Source organism: Anaerocolumna chitinilytica, from assembly GCF_014218355.1.
GTDB classification, from domain to species: Bacteria; Bacillota; Clostridia; order Lachnospirales; family Lachnospiraceae; genus Anaerocolumna; species Anaerocolumna chitinilytica.
Map to the genome: position 1 here is coordinate 3,669,134 of NZ_AP023368.1, position 16,529 is coordinate 3,685,662.

Below are 16,529 nucleotides of genomic sequence, written 5' to 3' on the forward strand. Positions count from 1 at the left end.
TTTATTGTACCCCCAGACTTCTTTGTATTGCACTGGCTATCTGCTCTAATGGAACAACCTCATTCACCAAACCAGCATCCCTGACGACCTTAGGCATACCGTAAACCGTACTGGTTGCTTCATCCTGTGCAATTACATATATATTCTTTTTTTCTTTCAGTTTCTTGATTCCATAGGTTCCATCGCCGCCCATGCCCGTTAATACAACGCAGATAATTTCTGAAAAACCTGATTCTGCTAAAGACTCAAACATATAATCAGCACAAGGTTTTAAACCATTTTTGGGGGGCTCTTGCGTCACTGTCAGTGCTGCCTTCCCTTGTTCAGCAATAGCAAATCTCATCTGATATCCGCCCTTAGCAATATAAACCGTATCATCCTTTAAAGTCTCCAAATGCTCCGCTTCCTTTACCTTCACCATACTTATCTCATTCAGACGATTGGCTAATGAAGCTGTAAACCCTTCCGGCATGTGCTGTACAATTAATACACTGCATCCTAACGAAGCACTTAACTTTGTTACTACCTGCTGCAATGCTTTCGGGCCGCCGGTTGAGCAAGCAATAGCTACCAGTTTCTTTCCGTTAACTATTGTAGTTCTTGCAGATGCTGGTTTTTCTGCTGTTGGTACTTTATTCGCTGCATTCGCTGATGTCAGTTTATCAGCAGTTGCTTGTTTTGCAGCAGCAAACTCTGCTGCATTATTTCCGCTGCTTACAGTACTCTCTCTGCGTGAAAAAATATTCGTATCAGTTGGAAAAGTTCGTCTTTGTATACCTTCGGGTTTCTTTGGCTCTACTTCCTTAAGAATTTCTTTTTCATTTAGATTATAAAGCTTTGTGGCAGTCTCGAGACAAGATATAATCTTATCTTTAAACTTATCACTTTTGACCTCAAAAAAACTCTCGGGCTTTGTAACAAAATCAAATGCGCCTAATTCCAGGGCTTTAATAGTTTCCTTAGCACCTTCTTTTGCCACAGTGCTGACAATAATAATTGCGGCTTTAATCTTTTTTTGCTCCAGTTGTTCTAATAGCTCGATTCCGCTCATTTGAGGCATGTTAATATCTAGTATAATCGCATCATATGTTTCTTTCTGCTGCGTCAATAATAGAAATGCCTCAAGTCCGTTAACAGCAACTTTTGAAACCTGAAACCTAGGATCTGAATTAATTATATCAGAGAGTACCCTTCTCATGAGTGCAGAGTCATCAACTATTAAAACTTTTTTCTGCATATTTACCTCTTTTCCGCATAATCGCTCTAAAATCGGACATTTTTCTTGGTCAGCAAGTAGTGTTTTTATTTTTTTGCTTTCGTACGCTGCTTAATCTCTTCTTCAAATATATATTTGATGATTGCTTCTCTGTCTTCTTTTAGTACTTCTTTAAACTGAGCACGGTATTCATAAAATCCATTTCTATTTGTCATTTTATCTGCTGATATAATCACGCCTGATATATAATCTGTCTTTAAGTTTACTTTACTGGTAAATTGAATGCGCATCTGAATGGTATTGCCAATCTCATGAACACTTTCCGACATCAGTCTGATACCTCCGCCGCTTAAATCCACGACGATTCCCATAAGCCATTCTCGATTGCACTGCTCCAGAGCATCCAGACATGCCTGCTTATCTTCTGGCGTTTTAAAGGCATTTTGCTTCAGTTTATAACGAAGAGACAGTTCTGCTTCCGAAGCAATGTAATAATCCAAATCCAGTACACAGGATAATCTAAAAAACTGTCGTCTCTGATATTTCTCCAGCGCTGACGTAATCTCAACAGTTAATATGTATATCTTGTCATCATTGGACCTGTCCGTAATTAAGCCCTTACATTCGTATAAGCCGGTTTGTGAGAAAAAACGCAGACTATATTTATCACCGACTGATAGTGGTATGATTCTGCCTTTAATAATTGGCATCGCTATGATAACTGATGTATAATTAGGAAAGTCAAGAACTTTGCTTTTTAGTGTCTTTTTCTCTGTATCTTCATTTCTGTCCATTAGTATAAGTTCAACTTTATCACCAATAGCTACCATATCCCGTAACATAAAAGTCACCTCCGTTATTTACTTGTCTTACGATGAAGAAGACTTGAAAAAAAATGAGCAATCCCTCTTTGCTCTAATCCACTCATATTATTATTACTGCACAAAGATGCAGCTAGGTTATACACAGCTTTTGAGGAGGGAGAATTCGGATATAATACAGAATATGGCTTTTGCTGCATTACAGCTCGTGTAACATTGGAATCCTGTGGTATTCCTCCCAGGTAGTCAAGCTTTATCGTTAAGAATTTTTCAACTACAAGATTCATTTTTTTATATAAATTAATTCCCTCATCCTGTGAGTTGATTCTATTGGATATCATCTTGATTGATGTCATATCAGCTCTAAAATCATCTCGCTTATTCAGTATTTTTAATAGTGCATAGGCGTCTGTTATTGATGTGGGTTCCGGCGTTATTACCAATAATACTTCCGAACTTGCCATAACAAATTCTAATACACTATCTGTTACACCTGCTCCTGTATCAATAATAATTATATCAGCATATTCATCTAATTCATAGAGCTTTTGGTTCAGAAAGTCTATCTGAGTTCTTGTAATATTGGATAACTCCTGTATTCCGGAGCCCCCGGATATAAACATCAAATTCTCAGGACCTTTTGTGATTATCTCCTGCAGACTTTTATTACCATATATAATATCTGCCAGATTATATTGGGGCCTGATACCAAGCATGACTTCGACATTCGCAAGACCGAAATCAGCATCCAGGATTATTACTCTCTTACCCATTCTGCTAAGCTGGATTCCCAGATTTACTGAAAGATTCGATTTACCGACGCCGCCCTTTCCGCTGGTAACGGTTATAACTCTGGAGAGCTGGTCAGGCATACTGTGTTTTTTTACTATATTGCGAAGCTGCTCCGCCTGATCCATCAATCAAAACCTCCTAGTAGTTTCTTTGCAGTTTCCTGCGTATTAAGTTTTCCAATATCATCCGGAACATTTTGACCATAAGCTGCGTAAGAAAGTTCAGCGTTGGTGTACATCCTGATATTTAGTATATTTCCTACCGATATAGTCTCATCTAACTTAGTGAATATAATACGGTAATCAGTTATTTCAGAATAGCTTTCCGTAATACGGATTAAGTCTTTGTATTTGGTGGTAGCACTTAAAACAAGATATATTTCACTTTCCTCTTTTTCTACCGTACTAAGAAGTCTCACGATATCATCCCTTTGTTCTCTGTTCTTATGGGAACGTCCGGCTGTATCTACAAGTACTACGTCATAACCCAATAATTCTTCCTTAGCTACTGCCATTTCTTCTTCCGTATAGATTACCTTCATGGGTATACCAAGGATATTTGCATAGGTTCTTAGTTGCTCTACTGCAGCAATTCGGTAAGTATCGGAAGTAAGCATAGCTACTTTTAACTTTTTATTCAACTTCAGATCAGAAGCAATCTTTGCAATTGTAGTAGTCTTTCCTACTCCGGTAGGACCTATAAAAAATATATACTTACACCTGTCCTCCGCGGTTTCGATTACTTTAGGCTGTCCCAATTTAAGAATTATCTTTTGATATACATGGGACAAAATATTATCTATCGTGATGTCTCTTGTAAGCTTTGATTCTATTTCACTTACCAACTGTGCAACAAACTTCTCGTCCACTTCATTTTTTATTAACTGGTCATATACCAGTTTAATACACTCTTCTCTTTTTTGAATTTCAGGATCTTTCTGCCTTGGTGCATCTTGTTCTTTTTTATTCTCCTGCTGTTCTAAAAGCTGCTTTTCCAGTAACTCCTGAAGATTATTCAGCTTCTTTTCAATGGCAGAAGCCTCTTCTTTCACATTATAAGGTTCTTTTGAAGTATAAGCCTCTTTACCGGTATAGTTGTCTTTTAATGCATAAGTATCTTTTACTTTACCGGGAGAAGTAATACTCTCCTCCTCATAAGCTGCTGACAAGGTATTTGTAAAAAAAGAAGGCTTTGATTTCTGCGCTTGTGAATCCTTTGATATTCCTGATAAAACACCATTATCATCAACAGCCGCAGTGATTTCAACGGTAGGTTTTCTGAATAAACGATATACACCTTTCGGTGAAACCGTCTTGATATTCATAACTATGGCGTCTTTCCCCAGCTCATTCTTTGCTAAGAGAATTGCTTCTGTTTCCGTATTTGCCTGATATTTTTTTATTATCACTATACCGTCACCATCCCTACCGATTGTAATTCAACATTGGATTCAATTTCATTATAAGATATAACAATCAAATCCTTAAAATAATCCTGTGTCAGTTTCTTAAAATACATCCTGACAATGGGAGAAGTTATAACAATAGGATTCTTACCAATATCCTCTAGTTTTTGTACTTCTTCTTCGACTGAATTCATGATACTTCTTGTTTTTTCAGGATCCAGTGTTAAATAAGCACCCTGTTCTGTCTGCTTTACACTATTCATAATATCTTGCTCAACCTTTGGATCCAAGGTCACGACACTTGTAACTTCAGAGACAGGAAAGTATTTACTGCTAATTGCTCTTTTAAGACTTTGCCTTGCATATTCTGTAAGCACATCCGTATCCCTTGTATTAGTCGCATAATCTGCAAGAGTTTCAAATATAGTAATAAGATCCCTGATTGATATTCCTTCTTTTAACAGGTTCTGTAATACTTTTTGTATTTCTCCGACACTGACTAGCTTTGGAACAAGTTCCTGTATAAGTGTTGGATTGGCTTCCTGTATATTATTAATAAGATTTTGTACATCCTGTCTAGTAAGTAATTCAAAGATATGACTTCTGATAACTTCTGTAAGATGCGTAGCAATAATTGAGGGTGGATCAACTACCGTATATCCTAAGGATTCCGCTCTTTCACGCTGGTTTTCAGTTATCCAGATAGCAGGTAAATGGAAAGATGGTTCAAAAGTAGGTATACCTGTAATTTCCTCTTCTACATAACCTGGATTCATAGCCATGTAATGATCAAATAAAATCTCTCCCTCACTGATCGGCACTCCCTTAATTTTAATAAGGTATTGATTAGGATTAAGCTGTATATTATCTCTTAATCTTATGATCGGCACAACACAACCTAATTCAAGAGCAATCTGTCTTCTGATAAGAACAACACGGTCAAGTAAATCACCGCCTTGATTTACATCGGCAAGAGGGATAATACCATAACCAAACTCTAACTCGATGGGATCAACCTGTAACAGAGAAACTACATTTTCCGGCTTTCGTATCTCATCTCCGTTGCTCTCTTCCATTTCCGCCATGCTTTCAATGTTTTCAACTTCCATTTTTCCGGCTATACTTCTACCGCATAAAACGAATACAACTCCATAAGAACAAAATACAAGTGTATTAAGAGGGGTTACTATTCCAAGAAATATTAATGCTCCACCAACAATATAGAGAACTTTTGGAATAGAGAAGAGCTGTTTAAATAAGGTTTGTCCAACATCAGCTTCTTTTGTAGCCTTGGTTACAATTATACCTGTAGACAGGGAAATTAAAAGGGAAGGAATCTGACTAACCAAACCTTCACCAATGGTCAGTATTGTATATTTATCAAAGGCCTCACCCATTCCCATACCGCCGCGAAATGCTCCAATTGCAATTCCGCCGATAAAGTTAATTAAAACAATAATAAGACCTGCAATAGCATCACCTTTTACGTACTTGGTAGCACCATCCATTGCTCCAAAGAATCCGGCTTCTGCTTGAATTTTCTCTCTTCTTTCTTTTGCCTGGCTATCATTTATAGCTCCGGTGTTTAAGTCTGCATCAATGGCCATCTGTTTACCGGGCATCGCATCCAAAGTGAACCTGGCAGTTACTTCAGCAACACGTTCAGAACCTTTATTTATTACGATAAACTGTACTAAAATAAGAATAATAAATACAATAATACCGATGATTGCATCACCACCGCCTACGAAATTACCAAAAGTCTGAATTACACCACCGGCATAACCATCTCTTAGAATCAATCTCATAGCTGATACATTTAAGGAAATTCGGAATATAGTTGAAAACAACAGGATTGTTGGGAAAGCTGACATATTGAGAGCTTCTTTTGAAAATAAAGCATTAAATAGGACAATCAATGCAATGGAGATATTAAGAGCCAATAATAAATCCAATAAAATATGAGGTATGGGTACGATTAAAAATATAATTGCTGCCAGCAAGTAAATTCCTACAGCCATGTCTGTTCTTTTCATTAACAATGCCCCCTGAATCTATAATGTAATCATGTTTTATTTTTCAAATTATAAACATAGGCTAAAACTTCCGCTGTCATTTGATATAGTTCAGGCGGAATCTCGTTACCAACATCCACGTTATAGTAAAGCATTCTGGCCAGAGGTTTATTCTCAACAATTTCAATATTATTATCTTTTGCTACTTCTTTTATTTTCTGTGCCAGATAATCGGCTCCTTTTGCAATAAGCATTGGTGCTTCGCTGGATTCTTTATCATATTTAATAGCAGCGGCAAAGTGTGTTGGATTTGTAATAACAACATCCGCTTGTGGAAGCATCTGCATCATTCTTCTCTGTGAAACTTCCCTCATCTTTGCCCTGATTTTCCCTTTTATCTGGGGATCACCTTCCGACTGCTTGTATTCATCCTTGATTTCTTGCTTTGACATTCTCATGTCTTTTCTAAATTTTAATTTTTGATAAATATAATCGGCAGCACCTATAATAAGAAATACGATACTGATATTTAAGCCCAGTTTTATAACAATATTCCCTATAAACTGTATTGCTTGCATCAGTTCCATACCATAGAGCTTTTGAAGGTTTTCACTGTAGTTAGTCAAAGTATTATATGCAATATATATAATGGCTGTAATTTTAAGGACTTCTTTTAACATGTCCACCAATTTGTCTTTTGAAAATATTTTCTTAAAACCGGTAATCGGGTTGAATTTATTGAACTTAGGTTTCAGAGGTTTTGTAGTAATCTTCCATTTCACCTGAAAAATATTAATTACAATAGCGACGAAAACTGAAATTATAAATATAGGTATTATTATTTGAAATATACTTAAAAAACATTCTTTCATAAGCGCAGATGCTGAACCAATATTAAAATCATCTGCAGCTGTTTTTACAATATTATTGTAAAAATTATTAAAAGAATCAATAAATTGCTTGCCAATCCTTCCAACAAAAAGCTTCAAACCAGCAAATAAGGCAATAAGAGCAGAAGAAGAAATTAAATCTGTACTTCTGGCAACCTGACCTTCTTCCCTCGCGTCAGTTAACTTTTTAGCGGTAGGTTCTTCTGTCTTCTCTCCGCCTTCTGCAAATAACTGCAGATTGTAAGTTAATAATCTTTCCATTTTATTCCCTTCACTCATAAAGCTATTCCAGTACTCGAACGGCTGCTTTCATCATATCTGCCATTTGATTGAAAATAAATCCTGATACAGTAGGTAAGAATTTAACCAGTAGGAATAAAATTAACAAACCAGTAAATATCTTTAATTGAAAACCAATGACAAACATGTTCATCTGAGGGGCAATTTTTGCTAATATGGCCAGTATGGTATTAACAATCAGCATTGCAGCAAAAACTGGCAATACGATTCGAAAACCTATAATAAAATAATTCTTAATAAAATCTACCATCAGCAGATACATATTTGATTTAATGTGAGCTTCCCCTAAAGGTATTATCTGAAAAGTATCGGCAAATGCCTTTAGAATATAAAGATGCATATCAGTAACTAAAAGCATTAAAATAACAGAATAAGAGTATAAATTACTGGTTATGGTGCTTTCAATTCTAGTTATCGGATCAAACTCATTTGCCATAGAAAAGCCAATCTCCATATCCATTAATTGACCTGCAAAATTCAGGATATAATAACTGACATTTGTAAAAAAACCGATAATAAGACCTGTTAATGCTTCTTTCATAATTAGAATAGCATATTCAATCACTGTACTATACTGAATATTAGTTCCCGATACCTGAAAAATAATAAGAGCAAAAATAAATGAAAAGCCTGCTTTTACTCTAAAAGGTACATTGGGAAGACTAAAGAAAGGAGCTACAAAAACAAATGTTGATACCCTCACAAGAATCAACAAAAGAACATCGAATCCCTCAACTGTAAAAGTCATGTACTTCTAATATAGTAAGGGAGGTTGTTGATAAGTTCAATAAAGAAATCTTTGGTTTCAGACATTACCCAACCACCAAACAACATAATAACCAAAAAGATTGCGATGAACTTCGGAACAAATGTGAGAGTTTGCTCTTGAATGGAAGTTATGGTCTGCAGAATGCTAATTATAAGCCCAACAACCAGTGACACTAATAGCATAGGTGCTGAAACCTTTATAATGATCCATAGTGCTTCTCTGATAATATCAATTACTACATTTTCATTCATACTAACAATCATTCCCTTTCCAACACATCTCATGTTTAAGCCGAGGTTTTCATAGGCACAAACATATTTGTGAAAGTTGTTGTTTTATTATCACACCAGCTCCTATGCATACTGCAAGCTTGCTATTATTAAATAAAAATAAGAAGCTTTCTTTTCAGATGAATCTTATTCCAACGTAACAGACTTTATCTTTTGTAGGTATAAAAATCGCTTTGTTCTTCTACGTATAAAAAGTTTTAACTAATTCTCCAATTACAAGATTCCAACCGTCTGCTAAAATGAATAGAAGAATTTTAAACGGCATGGAGATTGTCGTTGGAGGAAGCATCATCATACCCATAGACATCAAGGTAGATGCTACTACCATATCAATAATAATAAATGGTATATATATTACAAATCCGATAATAAAAGCAGTACGTAACTCACTAATAATAAACGAAGGAATAATAACAGTAATAGGCAAATCCTCAACGTTAGTAATGCTGTTGTCTTTATTTACTTCAGAAATGTCAATAAACAGTTTTAAATCCTGAGGTTTTACCTCTTTTAACATGAATTGTTTTAAAGGTTTAATTCCTGCCGTAAAAGCTTCTTGCTGTGTAATCTCTCCATTTGAAAGAGGTTTTACTGCATCATTATTAATCTGCGTTATTACCGGTGACATAATGAAAAAAGTAAGAAACAAGGCAATACCTATGAGTACCTGATTAGGAGGTGTAGTCTGTGTTCCTAAGGCTGACCTGACAAAATGCAGTACAATTATAATTCTGGTAAAAGATGTTACCATAATTAAAATTGATGGAGCCAGGGAAATCAAAGTGATTACCAGCATTATCTGTAACGTGGAGGTTATTCCTCCTCCATTTGGATTTGTATCCAAATTAAATTTAAACGGCCCTATCTGGCCGCTTAAATTATTATCTGCTGTTCCATCAGTCCCTGAGGTTCCACTTTTATCAGTTTGATTACTGGTGGTGCCGTTTTTCGTCTGATTAGCATCCTTCGTATCTGTCACTGCTGATCCATTGTTCTGAGTTGCATATACATAATCTGTTTTATTGGTTAATATACCAGTAATGAATAAAATGAAGAATACATATACCAGCTTTTTTAATATCCTTTTATTCCTTTTCTCCATGCATACCAACCTTAGAGGTAATCATTTTTCTCTGCATCTTCAGGACTTTCCGGCAGATTCGCAGAAATATCACCACTATTATCTTCTTTCTCTAGTTGTTTCTTAAAACCTTTCAAAATATCCTGAAAGGTAACATTTTGCCTGGTGTTCTTACTTGCTACAAAAATATCATCTTCAGCTATTTCTGTAAGAAGCCTTATCTCATCTTTTCCTACTGCAATTACAAAATATCTGGTACCTATCTTAATAATCTGCAGAAATTTATTCTGCGTAAGTTTATAAGTATCAATCACCTTAAAATTAGTATCCCTTAAGGTTCCCATTTTGACGCCACCGACAAATCTTGTTGTCAGGTAGGTAATAACCAACACTATAAGAAAAAGAACAATTACACCAAGAAGCTGCAGAAAATTATTGCCCCCCGACAGCTTAGTTAACAAAATGTCCATTAACCCACAGCCTTCTTAACCGCTTCCAAGACTCTATCAGCCTGAAAAGGCTTTACTATGAAATCTTTTGCACCTGACTGTATGGATTCGATAACCATCGCCTGCTGTCCCATGGCGGAACACATAATAATATTAGCGGAAGGATCTGTTGATTTAATCTTCTTAAGTGCCTGTATACCATCCATCTCAGGCATAGTAATATCCATCATTACTAAATCCGGCTTTGTTTCATTATATTTTTCAACAGCCTTCGCACCATTCTCAGCTTCTCCTACAATTGTATAGCCATTTTTACTTAAAATATCCTTAATCATCATTCTCATAAAAGCGGCATCATCACAAATTAAAATACTCTTACCCATTTTTATTCTCCTATCATGTGTTGGATTTTATAATTAATTAGATCACATTCACCCTTTAATTAAACCCTCTAGAACCAATTATTATGTTAATTTCATGTATAGATGATTTACATCACATGATTCATGGTTTCTCATAGACCTGTTATTTAATGATTTCAGTCACTCTGATACCAAAGGACTCTTCAATTACAACAACCTCACCTTTTGCAACAAACTTACCATTTACAAGAACATCAATGGGCTCTCCTGCAAGTTTATTCAGCTCGATAATTGTGCCTGGTGTAAAATCTAATATCTCTTTAATTGATTTGTTTGTTCTGCCAAGTTCTACAGTAACTTCCAGTGGAACATCCATAATCAGGTTAATGTTCTCCGGCTGTGGTGTTAACTGTTGCGATACCGTAAAGTTCTGGAACTGTGCAGGTGAAACATTAATATCTGGAGCTACATAAGGCATTTGGTACATAGGTGACTGCATTTGATTATTTGGCATCTGCATTTGCGGTACCGCCTGGGGCACTGCTTCTGCTGCCTTTGGCTGAGCCTGCGGCTTTGGCTGAACTTTAGGTTCAGGCTTTGGCTCTTCCTTTACAAAATTACTATATAATTCCCTAGCCAGTTCAAAAGGATAAAGCTGCATCAATTCACTATCAACCAGAGTACCAATCTCCATCTTAAAAGATACCTTTACAAAGTGCCCTTTTAAGAATGGTGCAATATCTGATCCGTCAATCGATTCGTTCATGTCTACCAAGGTTGAAATAGGGGGAGAAATATCAACCCTTTTCTCAAGCATTGCTGATATAGAAGTAGATGCCGAACCCATCATCTGATTCATAGCCTCACTGATGGCACTCAAATGGAGTTCTGATAATTCTCCGGCTACATTGGTTCCGTCACCGCCCATCATCAAATCCGTAATGATCTTAACATCCGACTCCTTCAATATTAAAATATTGTTTCCATCTAAACCATCCTTATAATATATCTGTATAAAAACACATGGTCTGTCATATGATTCCGTCAAATCAGTCCATGTCGCATATGACACTACCGGCGTGGTTATGACAACTTTTTGATTAACAAGCGATGAAAGGGTTGTAGCAGCTGTACCCATGCTGATATTTGAAACTTCACCAATTGCATCTTTTTCAGCATCTGACAGTGAATCACTATTATCTGGTTCCACACTGCCTATGTCCGAACTCATCCCACTTAGAAGTGCGTTAATCTCCTCCTGAGATAACATACCATCCATATTATTACTCCTCCCTGATTATTGATGTAATTCTCACTGCATATGCATCAGAAGATGCACCTGGCAGTGCTTTGAACTTATCAAGATTACCAACATAAATATCTAGCTCATCATCAATCTTTGTATTCAGTTTGATGATGTCCCCTGCTTGAAGTCCTAAAAAGTCATTAACTGAGATAGAACTTCTTCCCAATATTGCTTTGATTGGTATCTTTGCTTTCGATATAGCCATCTCAATAAGTTCCTGATATGACTTATCATCTTTAACCTGCATTGTTGAAAACCAATACTTTGTATTTAATTTATCTATAACACTCTCCAGGCAAGCATATGGTAAACATATATTCATCATACCTTCCACATTACCGATTTTTATATTCATGGTAATAATGGAAGTCATTTCACTGGGAGCAATAATTTGTGCGAACTGTGAATTTGTTTCAATTCTGGTAAGTCTTGGTTCAACATGAATTACTGTTTCCCATGGTTCACTCAGAAGATTTGTACAGACATTAAATATACGTTCCATTATAATTAACTCAATCTCTGTAAAATCTCTTGCTTTTTCTAACGGCATTCCAGTTCCGCCAAGCATACGGTCCACCATTGCATAACCTAGATTGTCCGCGATTTCTATAATAATATTGCCCTCTAAAGGTGAAAAATCTACAATTCCCAATAATACGGGATTAGAGAGGGCGTTGGTAAACTCGGAATAAGCAACCGCTTCTGAACTTACCACTTCTATTTGGACATTTTTTCGAAAATAAGCCGGTAAATTTGTAGAAAGCAATCTCCCATAATGTTCAAATATGATTTCTAATGTCCTAAGATGTTCTTTTGAAAACTTGGAGGGTCTTGCAAAATCGTAGTTCTTTACTTGCTTTTCGCCACTGCCTTTAAACTCTTCTGCATCCAGTTCCCCACTGCTTAACGCTTTAAGCAAATTGTCAATCTCATTTTGAGACAAGACGTCGCCCATTGCCACTACCTCCCGGGTGATTACTTAATACCATAATATCATAAAGTTCTATCGAAATCATCAAAATTCTTTATTGTGCTGTATATTCATAAGTAACACCAACTATAAATTCAGAACCAAAATATTCTTGAATTGCTGCTAAGATATTACTTTTAATTTGCTCTTTTTTATCATAAAGCTCATCCATGGTATATTTTGCAAATTCATTCTGGATAATTTCATTAATCTTTGTTTCATTGGTTGCTACCAGGGGCTGCAACTTTGCATAATCCTCAGACTTTTTATTAAGCGATAAGGATGCCGTAACAAGTGCGTAATGAGCTGCGTTATCAGAGCCTTTCTTCAAATTAATAGTGAGGTCTTTGCTTAAATTATAATTTTCTATATCCTCAATGCTTACTTCTTTATTGTCCGGAGTCCCGTTAATCTCCAAATCAATAGTGGAAGCTACTTTAGATATCAACTCATTTGTTCTCATTGTGGTCGGTACAACGGCAAATACAATGACCGCTGTCAGAATCATATTAACTATTCCTAAAGCCAGGATAATGACCGTTAAGAAACTCTTTTTCATACCCTTTCCCTCTGCCTATGAAAGGCATGTCCCTTCTGAATTAATTTGTATGACTTTCATTCTTAACACCTTTTTCCCTCCCTAAGGTTAAGGTTTATAGTGTCATAATTTAGGTATACCACCAGAATAAAGTTCTTTTTTGTAACATTTTACAAGATTTATAATCTCTTGTCTACTCTCTTTTACCAGTATTTTTTTCCCATTGGAGAGGGTAATTACCGTTTCCGGTACTTCTTCTATTGATTCAATTAAATCACAGTTAAGCGTAATTTCTACTCCGCTCATTTTCGTTAAATTAATCATTTTAACTCCTTTTGTGAATACGTAGTTGAAAAAACTGCTTTTGGTTTTTTCAGCCCAAACCCTCTCTTCTTAATAATAAAAGATGGCGGCGGGTTAGGCCGCCATTAATTTATTTATCTTTTCAGGTTGATAAGTTCCTCTAATAAAGTATCTGAAGTTGTAATAATTTTTGAGTTCGCCTGGAATCCTCTCTGGGTAGTAATCATTTCGGTAAACTCAGAAGCAAGATCCACATTGGACATCTCTAAAACACCGGTAGTGAAGCTTCCGCCGTCGCTGCTGACATCATGTCCGATACCATCAAATTTACCGGAGTTTTGTGTCTCTGCAAACATGTTACCACCCTTAGCCTCAAGACCAGCCGGATTTGAGAATGATGCTACCGCTATCTGTCCTAAAAGTCTATTGTCTCCATTATCATAACTACCATAAATTTTACCGGAGGTATCAACACTAAGGCCTGTCATATGTCCGGCTTTACGGCCTTTACCAAGCCCGTCTAAATCACCGGGTGTAGAGCTTAAGGTTGTATTACCGCTGCCTGCAAACATGGTAATCGTAGAGAAATCTATATTAATATCTGAGAAATGATTGGTTGCTGTTGACATACCCGAAATCATTTTGATAGACTTACCAGTTGCTGAGGCATCAGCTCCAATCCCATGAAATTTACCAGTTGTAGGATCAAATGAAAGAACCGGTGGAGTATCCAATGTAACAGCTCCTGTAGCTGAATCCACTGTATAAGAACTGTTTCCAAATTTAAAAGTTGATAACTCTGCTCCAGATTTAGTATAATTACCACTAGCATCTTTTGTTACTAAAATAGATTTTCCTTTTGAATCTGTAATATCTACTAATTGAACCGTATAATCATGAGTATCAGTTGCACTTACCTGATTTAATTTCAGCGTAGCATTATAACTTTGACCGAGATTATCATAAAAAGATACAGTAACAGTTTTTCCTGAAGCTCCATAGGCAATCTGTGTATCCTTGCTGTCAATATTACCTGAGATATAGGAATTCGTTGTAGCTACCGGCGCAGAATACTGATTCTCCGGTGCCATAATCCTCAAAGGAGACACCATGTCTGCAACTGTTCTTGTAGGGTCCTTAGGATCTACCTGCCATCCCATAACCGTAGCACCACTTGAAGTACAAAGAGTTCCGTCGGCGTCAACCTTAAAATCTCCGGCTTTTGTGAAATAATTAGTTCCTCCCTGATTAACTACAAAGAATGAATCTCCGTTAATCATAATATCAAAGGGATTATCTGTTCTCTGAGCACCACCATTCTTTGTAATGGATGACACAATGGATGATACTGTACTTCCTAGACCAATCTGCATACCATTCTGTCCAGCCGCTCCTGTTGCTTCATTCGGTCCGGTAGCACTCTGTATTGTTTGGTAGAATATATCCGAGAAAGCTACTCTGCTGGATTTATAACCAACTGTGTTTACATTTGCAATATTATTACCGATTACATCCATTTTAGTCTGGTGAACACTCAATCCGGAAATACCGGAGTACAATGATCTCATCATAATGAAATGACCTCCTTATTATTGTGCCTAGATTTGTCCTCTCTGTCAGTCAAGGACTTAAAATGCCTCCCTAAGGTCCGGCATATTACATAATTACGGCACCATCAATATTTGTAAAAATCTTATCTTCCCCTTCATCAAGCGCTGTTATAACGGTACTGTTCTTAACATTCACAATAAAAGCTATATTGTCTACCATTACAAGTGACTCTGAAATTCCTTTTTCCTGCGCTTTTTTTGTCCCTTCTGACAGTTTTTCTAACTGTTTCTCTGACAACTCAATATTCCGATTCTGCAGCCTCTCATTAGCATGCTTAGAGAATTTCAACTCTGTGTTTTGCTTGGTATATTGATTTTCAAGAATTTTACTAAAGGAATTCTCCGGTGCCACCTGCTTTACCGGCAGTGGTTTTTTTTGTAACAGCTGCCCTGTCATCTGCTCGATGGTAGTAAATTTTGTTTGAGAGATATGATTCATATTAACCTCTTTCTATGCTCACGTCCATGTGAACATTATGGAAGATTGTTTAAATGTCCTTTATCATAACCTTTACAGCTAAGGCCTCCGTTCCATTGCTGTTACATCTTTTGTATCTGTTCTTCAATCCTGTCTGATCCATCTGTCGTACTTCAGATTATGGGGTAGGGGTTGTTGTTCCTGTTCCCTTTACTGTAATACTAACCTGGTTTGATATGGTTGTATAGTTCGCATCATTAAACATGATAGTTGGTTTATATGTACCATTATCCAGTTTTGCTAAAGCTTCTTTGCTGATAGTAACCTTCGTTCCGTCCAAAGTAACATATTTGGTATCAATCACAGTGTTATTAATAATAACTGCTACGTCCGTTGCGACCGTCTGACCTGAACCTAAATTAACGGTAAAACTGATATCTTTCTGATTATCCTTATCAAAGGTCTCATCCACTTTCTTAGTAAGATAAGGGAGTCCCTTTTCCAATACAAATTCACCGGAGAGAACTGTTGAAACCTGATCCATTGAATAAAGATTTCCATTTACAGATAACTTTGCAGATCCATTGGCTATAACCACATAATCTACACGTCCGTTGGTCGTTGTGGTTTTACCGGCAGAATCGGTAGCGGATACCTCCACTTGGGCACCAACAAGTCCGAAGGCCTGATTATTGGCTGTCGTGCTGTTCAGATTCTGCATCTGTTCCAATTGTGAAAAAGTTGCTAACTGTTGAACAAATTGCGTATCCGTACTAGGATTTAACGGATCCTGATATTTCATCTGAGCAACTAAAAGCTGCAGAAATGCATTTTTATCAAGAGAGGATGTACCTGAAGTGCTTGTGGTAGTTGTTTTTGAAGATGTGTTATCAACAACTTTACCATCTTTAACTGGTAAAACACTACTCATAGATTGATTATATCCTTTCTGGTACTGTGAGAACATGTCTCAATTATCACATTACCCATATTA

Annotated in this window: 18 protein-coding genes; all 18 read right to left on the reverse strand. The window is 36.5% G+C overall.

Features of this window, described 5'->3' with window-relative positions; translation table 11 throughout:
* Nucleotide 1: 1 nt before the first annotated feature.
* On the reverse strand, nt 2-1,237 hold the full coding sequence (cheB, locus tag bsdcttw_RS16025) for a chemotaxis-specific protein-glutamate methyltransferase CheB (RefSeq protein ID WP_185255847.1): 1,236 nt from the start codon (nt 1,235-1,237) through the stop codon (nt 2-4).
* Nucleotides 1,238-1,302: 65 nt separating this feature from the next.
* Complete coding sequence (locus bsdcttw_RS16030) at nt 1,303-2,058, reverse strand: flagellar brake protein (protein ID WP_185255848.1); 756 nt, start codon at nt 2,056-2,058, stop codon at nt 1,303-1,305.
* Nucleotides 2,059-2,072: 14 nt separating this feature from the next.
* Complete coding sequence (locus bsdcttw_RS16035; protein WP_185255849.1) at nt 2,073-2,954, reverse strand: MinD/ParA family protein; 882 nt, start codon at nt 2,952-2,954, stop codon at nt 2,073-2,075.
* Nucleotides 2,954-4,237 (reverse strand): flagellar biosynthesis protein FlhF, encoded by a 1,284-nt coding sequence (gene flhF, locus bsdcttw_RS16040; protein ID WP_185255850.1) that lies wholly within the window; start codon nt 4,235-4,237, stop codon nt 2,954-2,956. The genes bsdcttw_RS16035 and flhF overlap by 1 nt, the downstream gene beginning before the upstream one ends.
* On the reverse strand, nt 4,237-6,270 hold the full coding sequence (gene flhA, locus bsdcttw_RS16045) for a flagellar biosynthesis protein FlhA (protein ID WP_185255851.1): 2,034 nt from the start codon (nt 6,268-6,270) through the stop codon (nt 4,237-4,239). Before flhA ends, flhF begins: the two co-directional genes overlap by 1 nt.
* Before the next feature lie 29 nt (nt 6,271-6,299).
* Nucleotides 6,300-7,400 (reverse strand): flagellar biosynthesis protein FlhB, encoded by a 1,101-nt coding sequence (flhB, locus tag bsdcttw_RS16050; RefSeq protein ID WP_185255852.1) that lies wholly within the window; start codon nt 7,398-7,400, stop codon nt 6,300-6,302.
* Between the two features lie 22 nt (nt 7,401-7,422).
* On the reverse strand, nt 7,423-8,187 hold the full coding sequence (fliR, locus tag bsdcttw_RS16055) for a flagellar biosynthetic protein FliR (RefSeq protein ID WP_185255853.1): 765 nt from the start codon (nt 8,185-8,187) through the stop codon (nt 7,423-7,425).
* Nucleotides 8,184-8,459, reverse strand: coding sequence for a flagellar biosynthesis protein FliQ (gene fliQ, locus bsdcttw_RS16060; RefSeq protein ID WP_185255854.1), 276 nt, complete (start codon nt 8,457-8,459; stop codon nt 8,184-8,186). The genes fliR and fliQ overlap by 4 nt, the downstream gene beginning before the upstream one ends.
* A gap of 220 nt (nt 8,460-8,679) precedes the next feature.
* Entirely contained in the window at nt 8,680-9,600 is a 921-nt protein-coding gene (fliP, locus tag bsdcttw_RS16065; RefSeq protein ID WP_185255855.1) for a flagellar type III secretion system pore protein FliP, read from the reverse strand.
* Nucleotides 9,601-9,611: 11 nt separating this feature from the next.
* On the reverse strand, nt 9,612-10,049 hold the full coding sequence (locus bsdcttw_RS16070) for a flagellar biosynthetic protein FliO (protein WP_185255856.1): 438 nt from the start codon (nt 10,047-10,049) through the stop codon (nt 9,612-9,614).
* Entirely contained in the window at nt 10,049-10,411 is a 363-nt protein-coding gene (locus tag bsdcttw_RS16075; RefSeq protein WP_185255857.1) for a response regulator, read from the reverse strand. The genes bsdcttw_RS16070 and bsdcttw_RS16075 overlap by 1 nt, the downstream gene beginning before the upstream one ends.
* Before the next feature lie 142 nt (nt 10,412-10,553).
* Nucleotides 10,554-11,669 carry a flagellar motor switch phosphatase FliY gene (gene fliY, locus bsdcttw_RS16080; RefSeq protein ID WP_185255858.1) on the reverse strand — a complete coding sequence of 372 codons (1,116 nt, stop codon included), beginning with the start codon at nt 11,667-11,669 and terminating at the stop codon, nt 10,554-10,556.
* A 4-nt stretch (nt 11,670-11,673) separates the two neighbouring features.
* On the reverse strand, nt 11,674-12,651 hold the full coding sequence (gene fliM / locus bsdcttw_RS16085) for a flagellar motor switch protein FliM (RefSeq protein WP_185255859.1): 978 nt from the start codon (nt 12,649-12,651) through the stop codon (nt 11,674-11,676).
* Between the two features lie 70 nt (nt 12,652-12,721).
* Nucleotides 12,722-13,225 carry a flagellar basal body-associated FliL family protein gene (locus tag bsdcttw_RS16090; protein WP_185255860.1) on the reverse strand — a complete coding sequence of 168 codons (504 nt, stop codon included), beginning with the start codon at nt 13,223-13,225 and terminating at the stop codon, nt 12,722-12,724.
* Nucleotides 13,226-13,327: 102 nt separating this feature from the next.
* Entirely contained in the window at nt 13,328-13,528 is a 201-nt protein-coding gene (locus bsdcttw_RS16095) for a flagellar FlbD family protein (protein ID WP_185255861.1), read from the reverse strand.
* Between the two features lie 113 nt (nt 13,529-13,641).
* The gene (locus tag bsdcttw_RS16100; protein WP_185255862.1) at nt 13,642-15,078 is read right to left on the reverse strand and encodes a flagellar hook protein FlgE; all 1,437 of its coding nucleotides are present in this window, start codon (nt 15,076-15,078) and stop codon (nt 13,642-13,644) included.
* Between the two features lie 85 nt (nt 15,079-15,163).
* Nucleotides 15,164-15,556, reverse strand: a complete 393-nt coding sequence (locus tag bsdcttw_RS16105; RefSeq protein ID WP_185255863.1) for a TIGR02530 family flagellar biosynthesis protein — start codon at nt 15,554-15,556, stop codon at nt 15,164-15,166.
* 157 nt (nt 15,557-15,713) lie between these two features.
* Nucleotides 15,714-16,466 carry a flagellar hook capping FlgD N-terminal domain-containing protein gene (locus tag bsdcttw_RS16110; RefSeq protein ID WP_185255864.1) on the reverse strand — a complete coding sequence of 251 codons (753 nt, stop codon included), beginning with the start codon at nt 16,464-16,466 and terminating at the stop codon, nt 15,714-15,716.
* Nucleotides 16,467-16,529 lie beyond the last annotated feature (63 nt).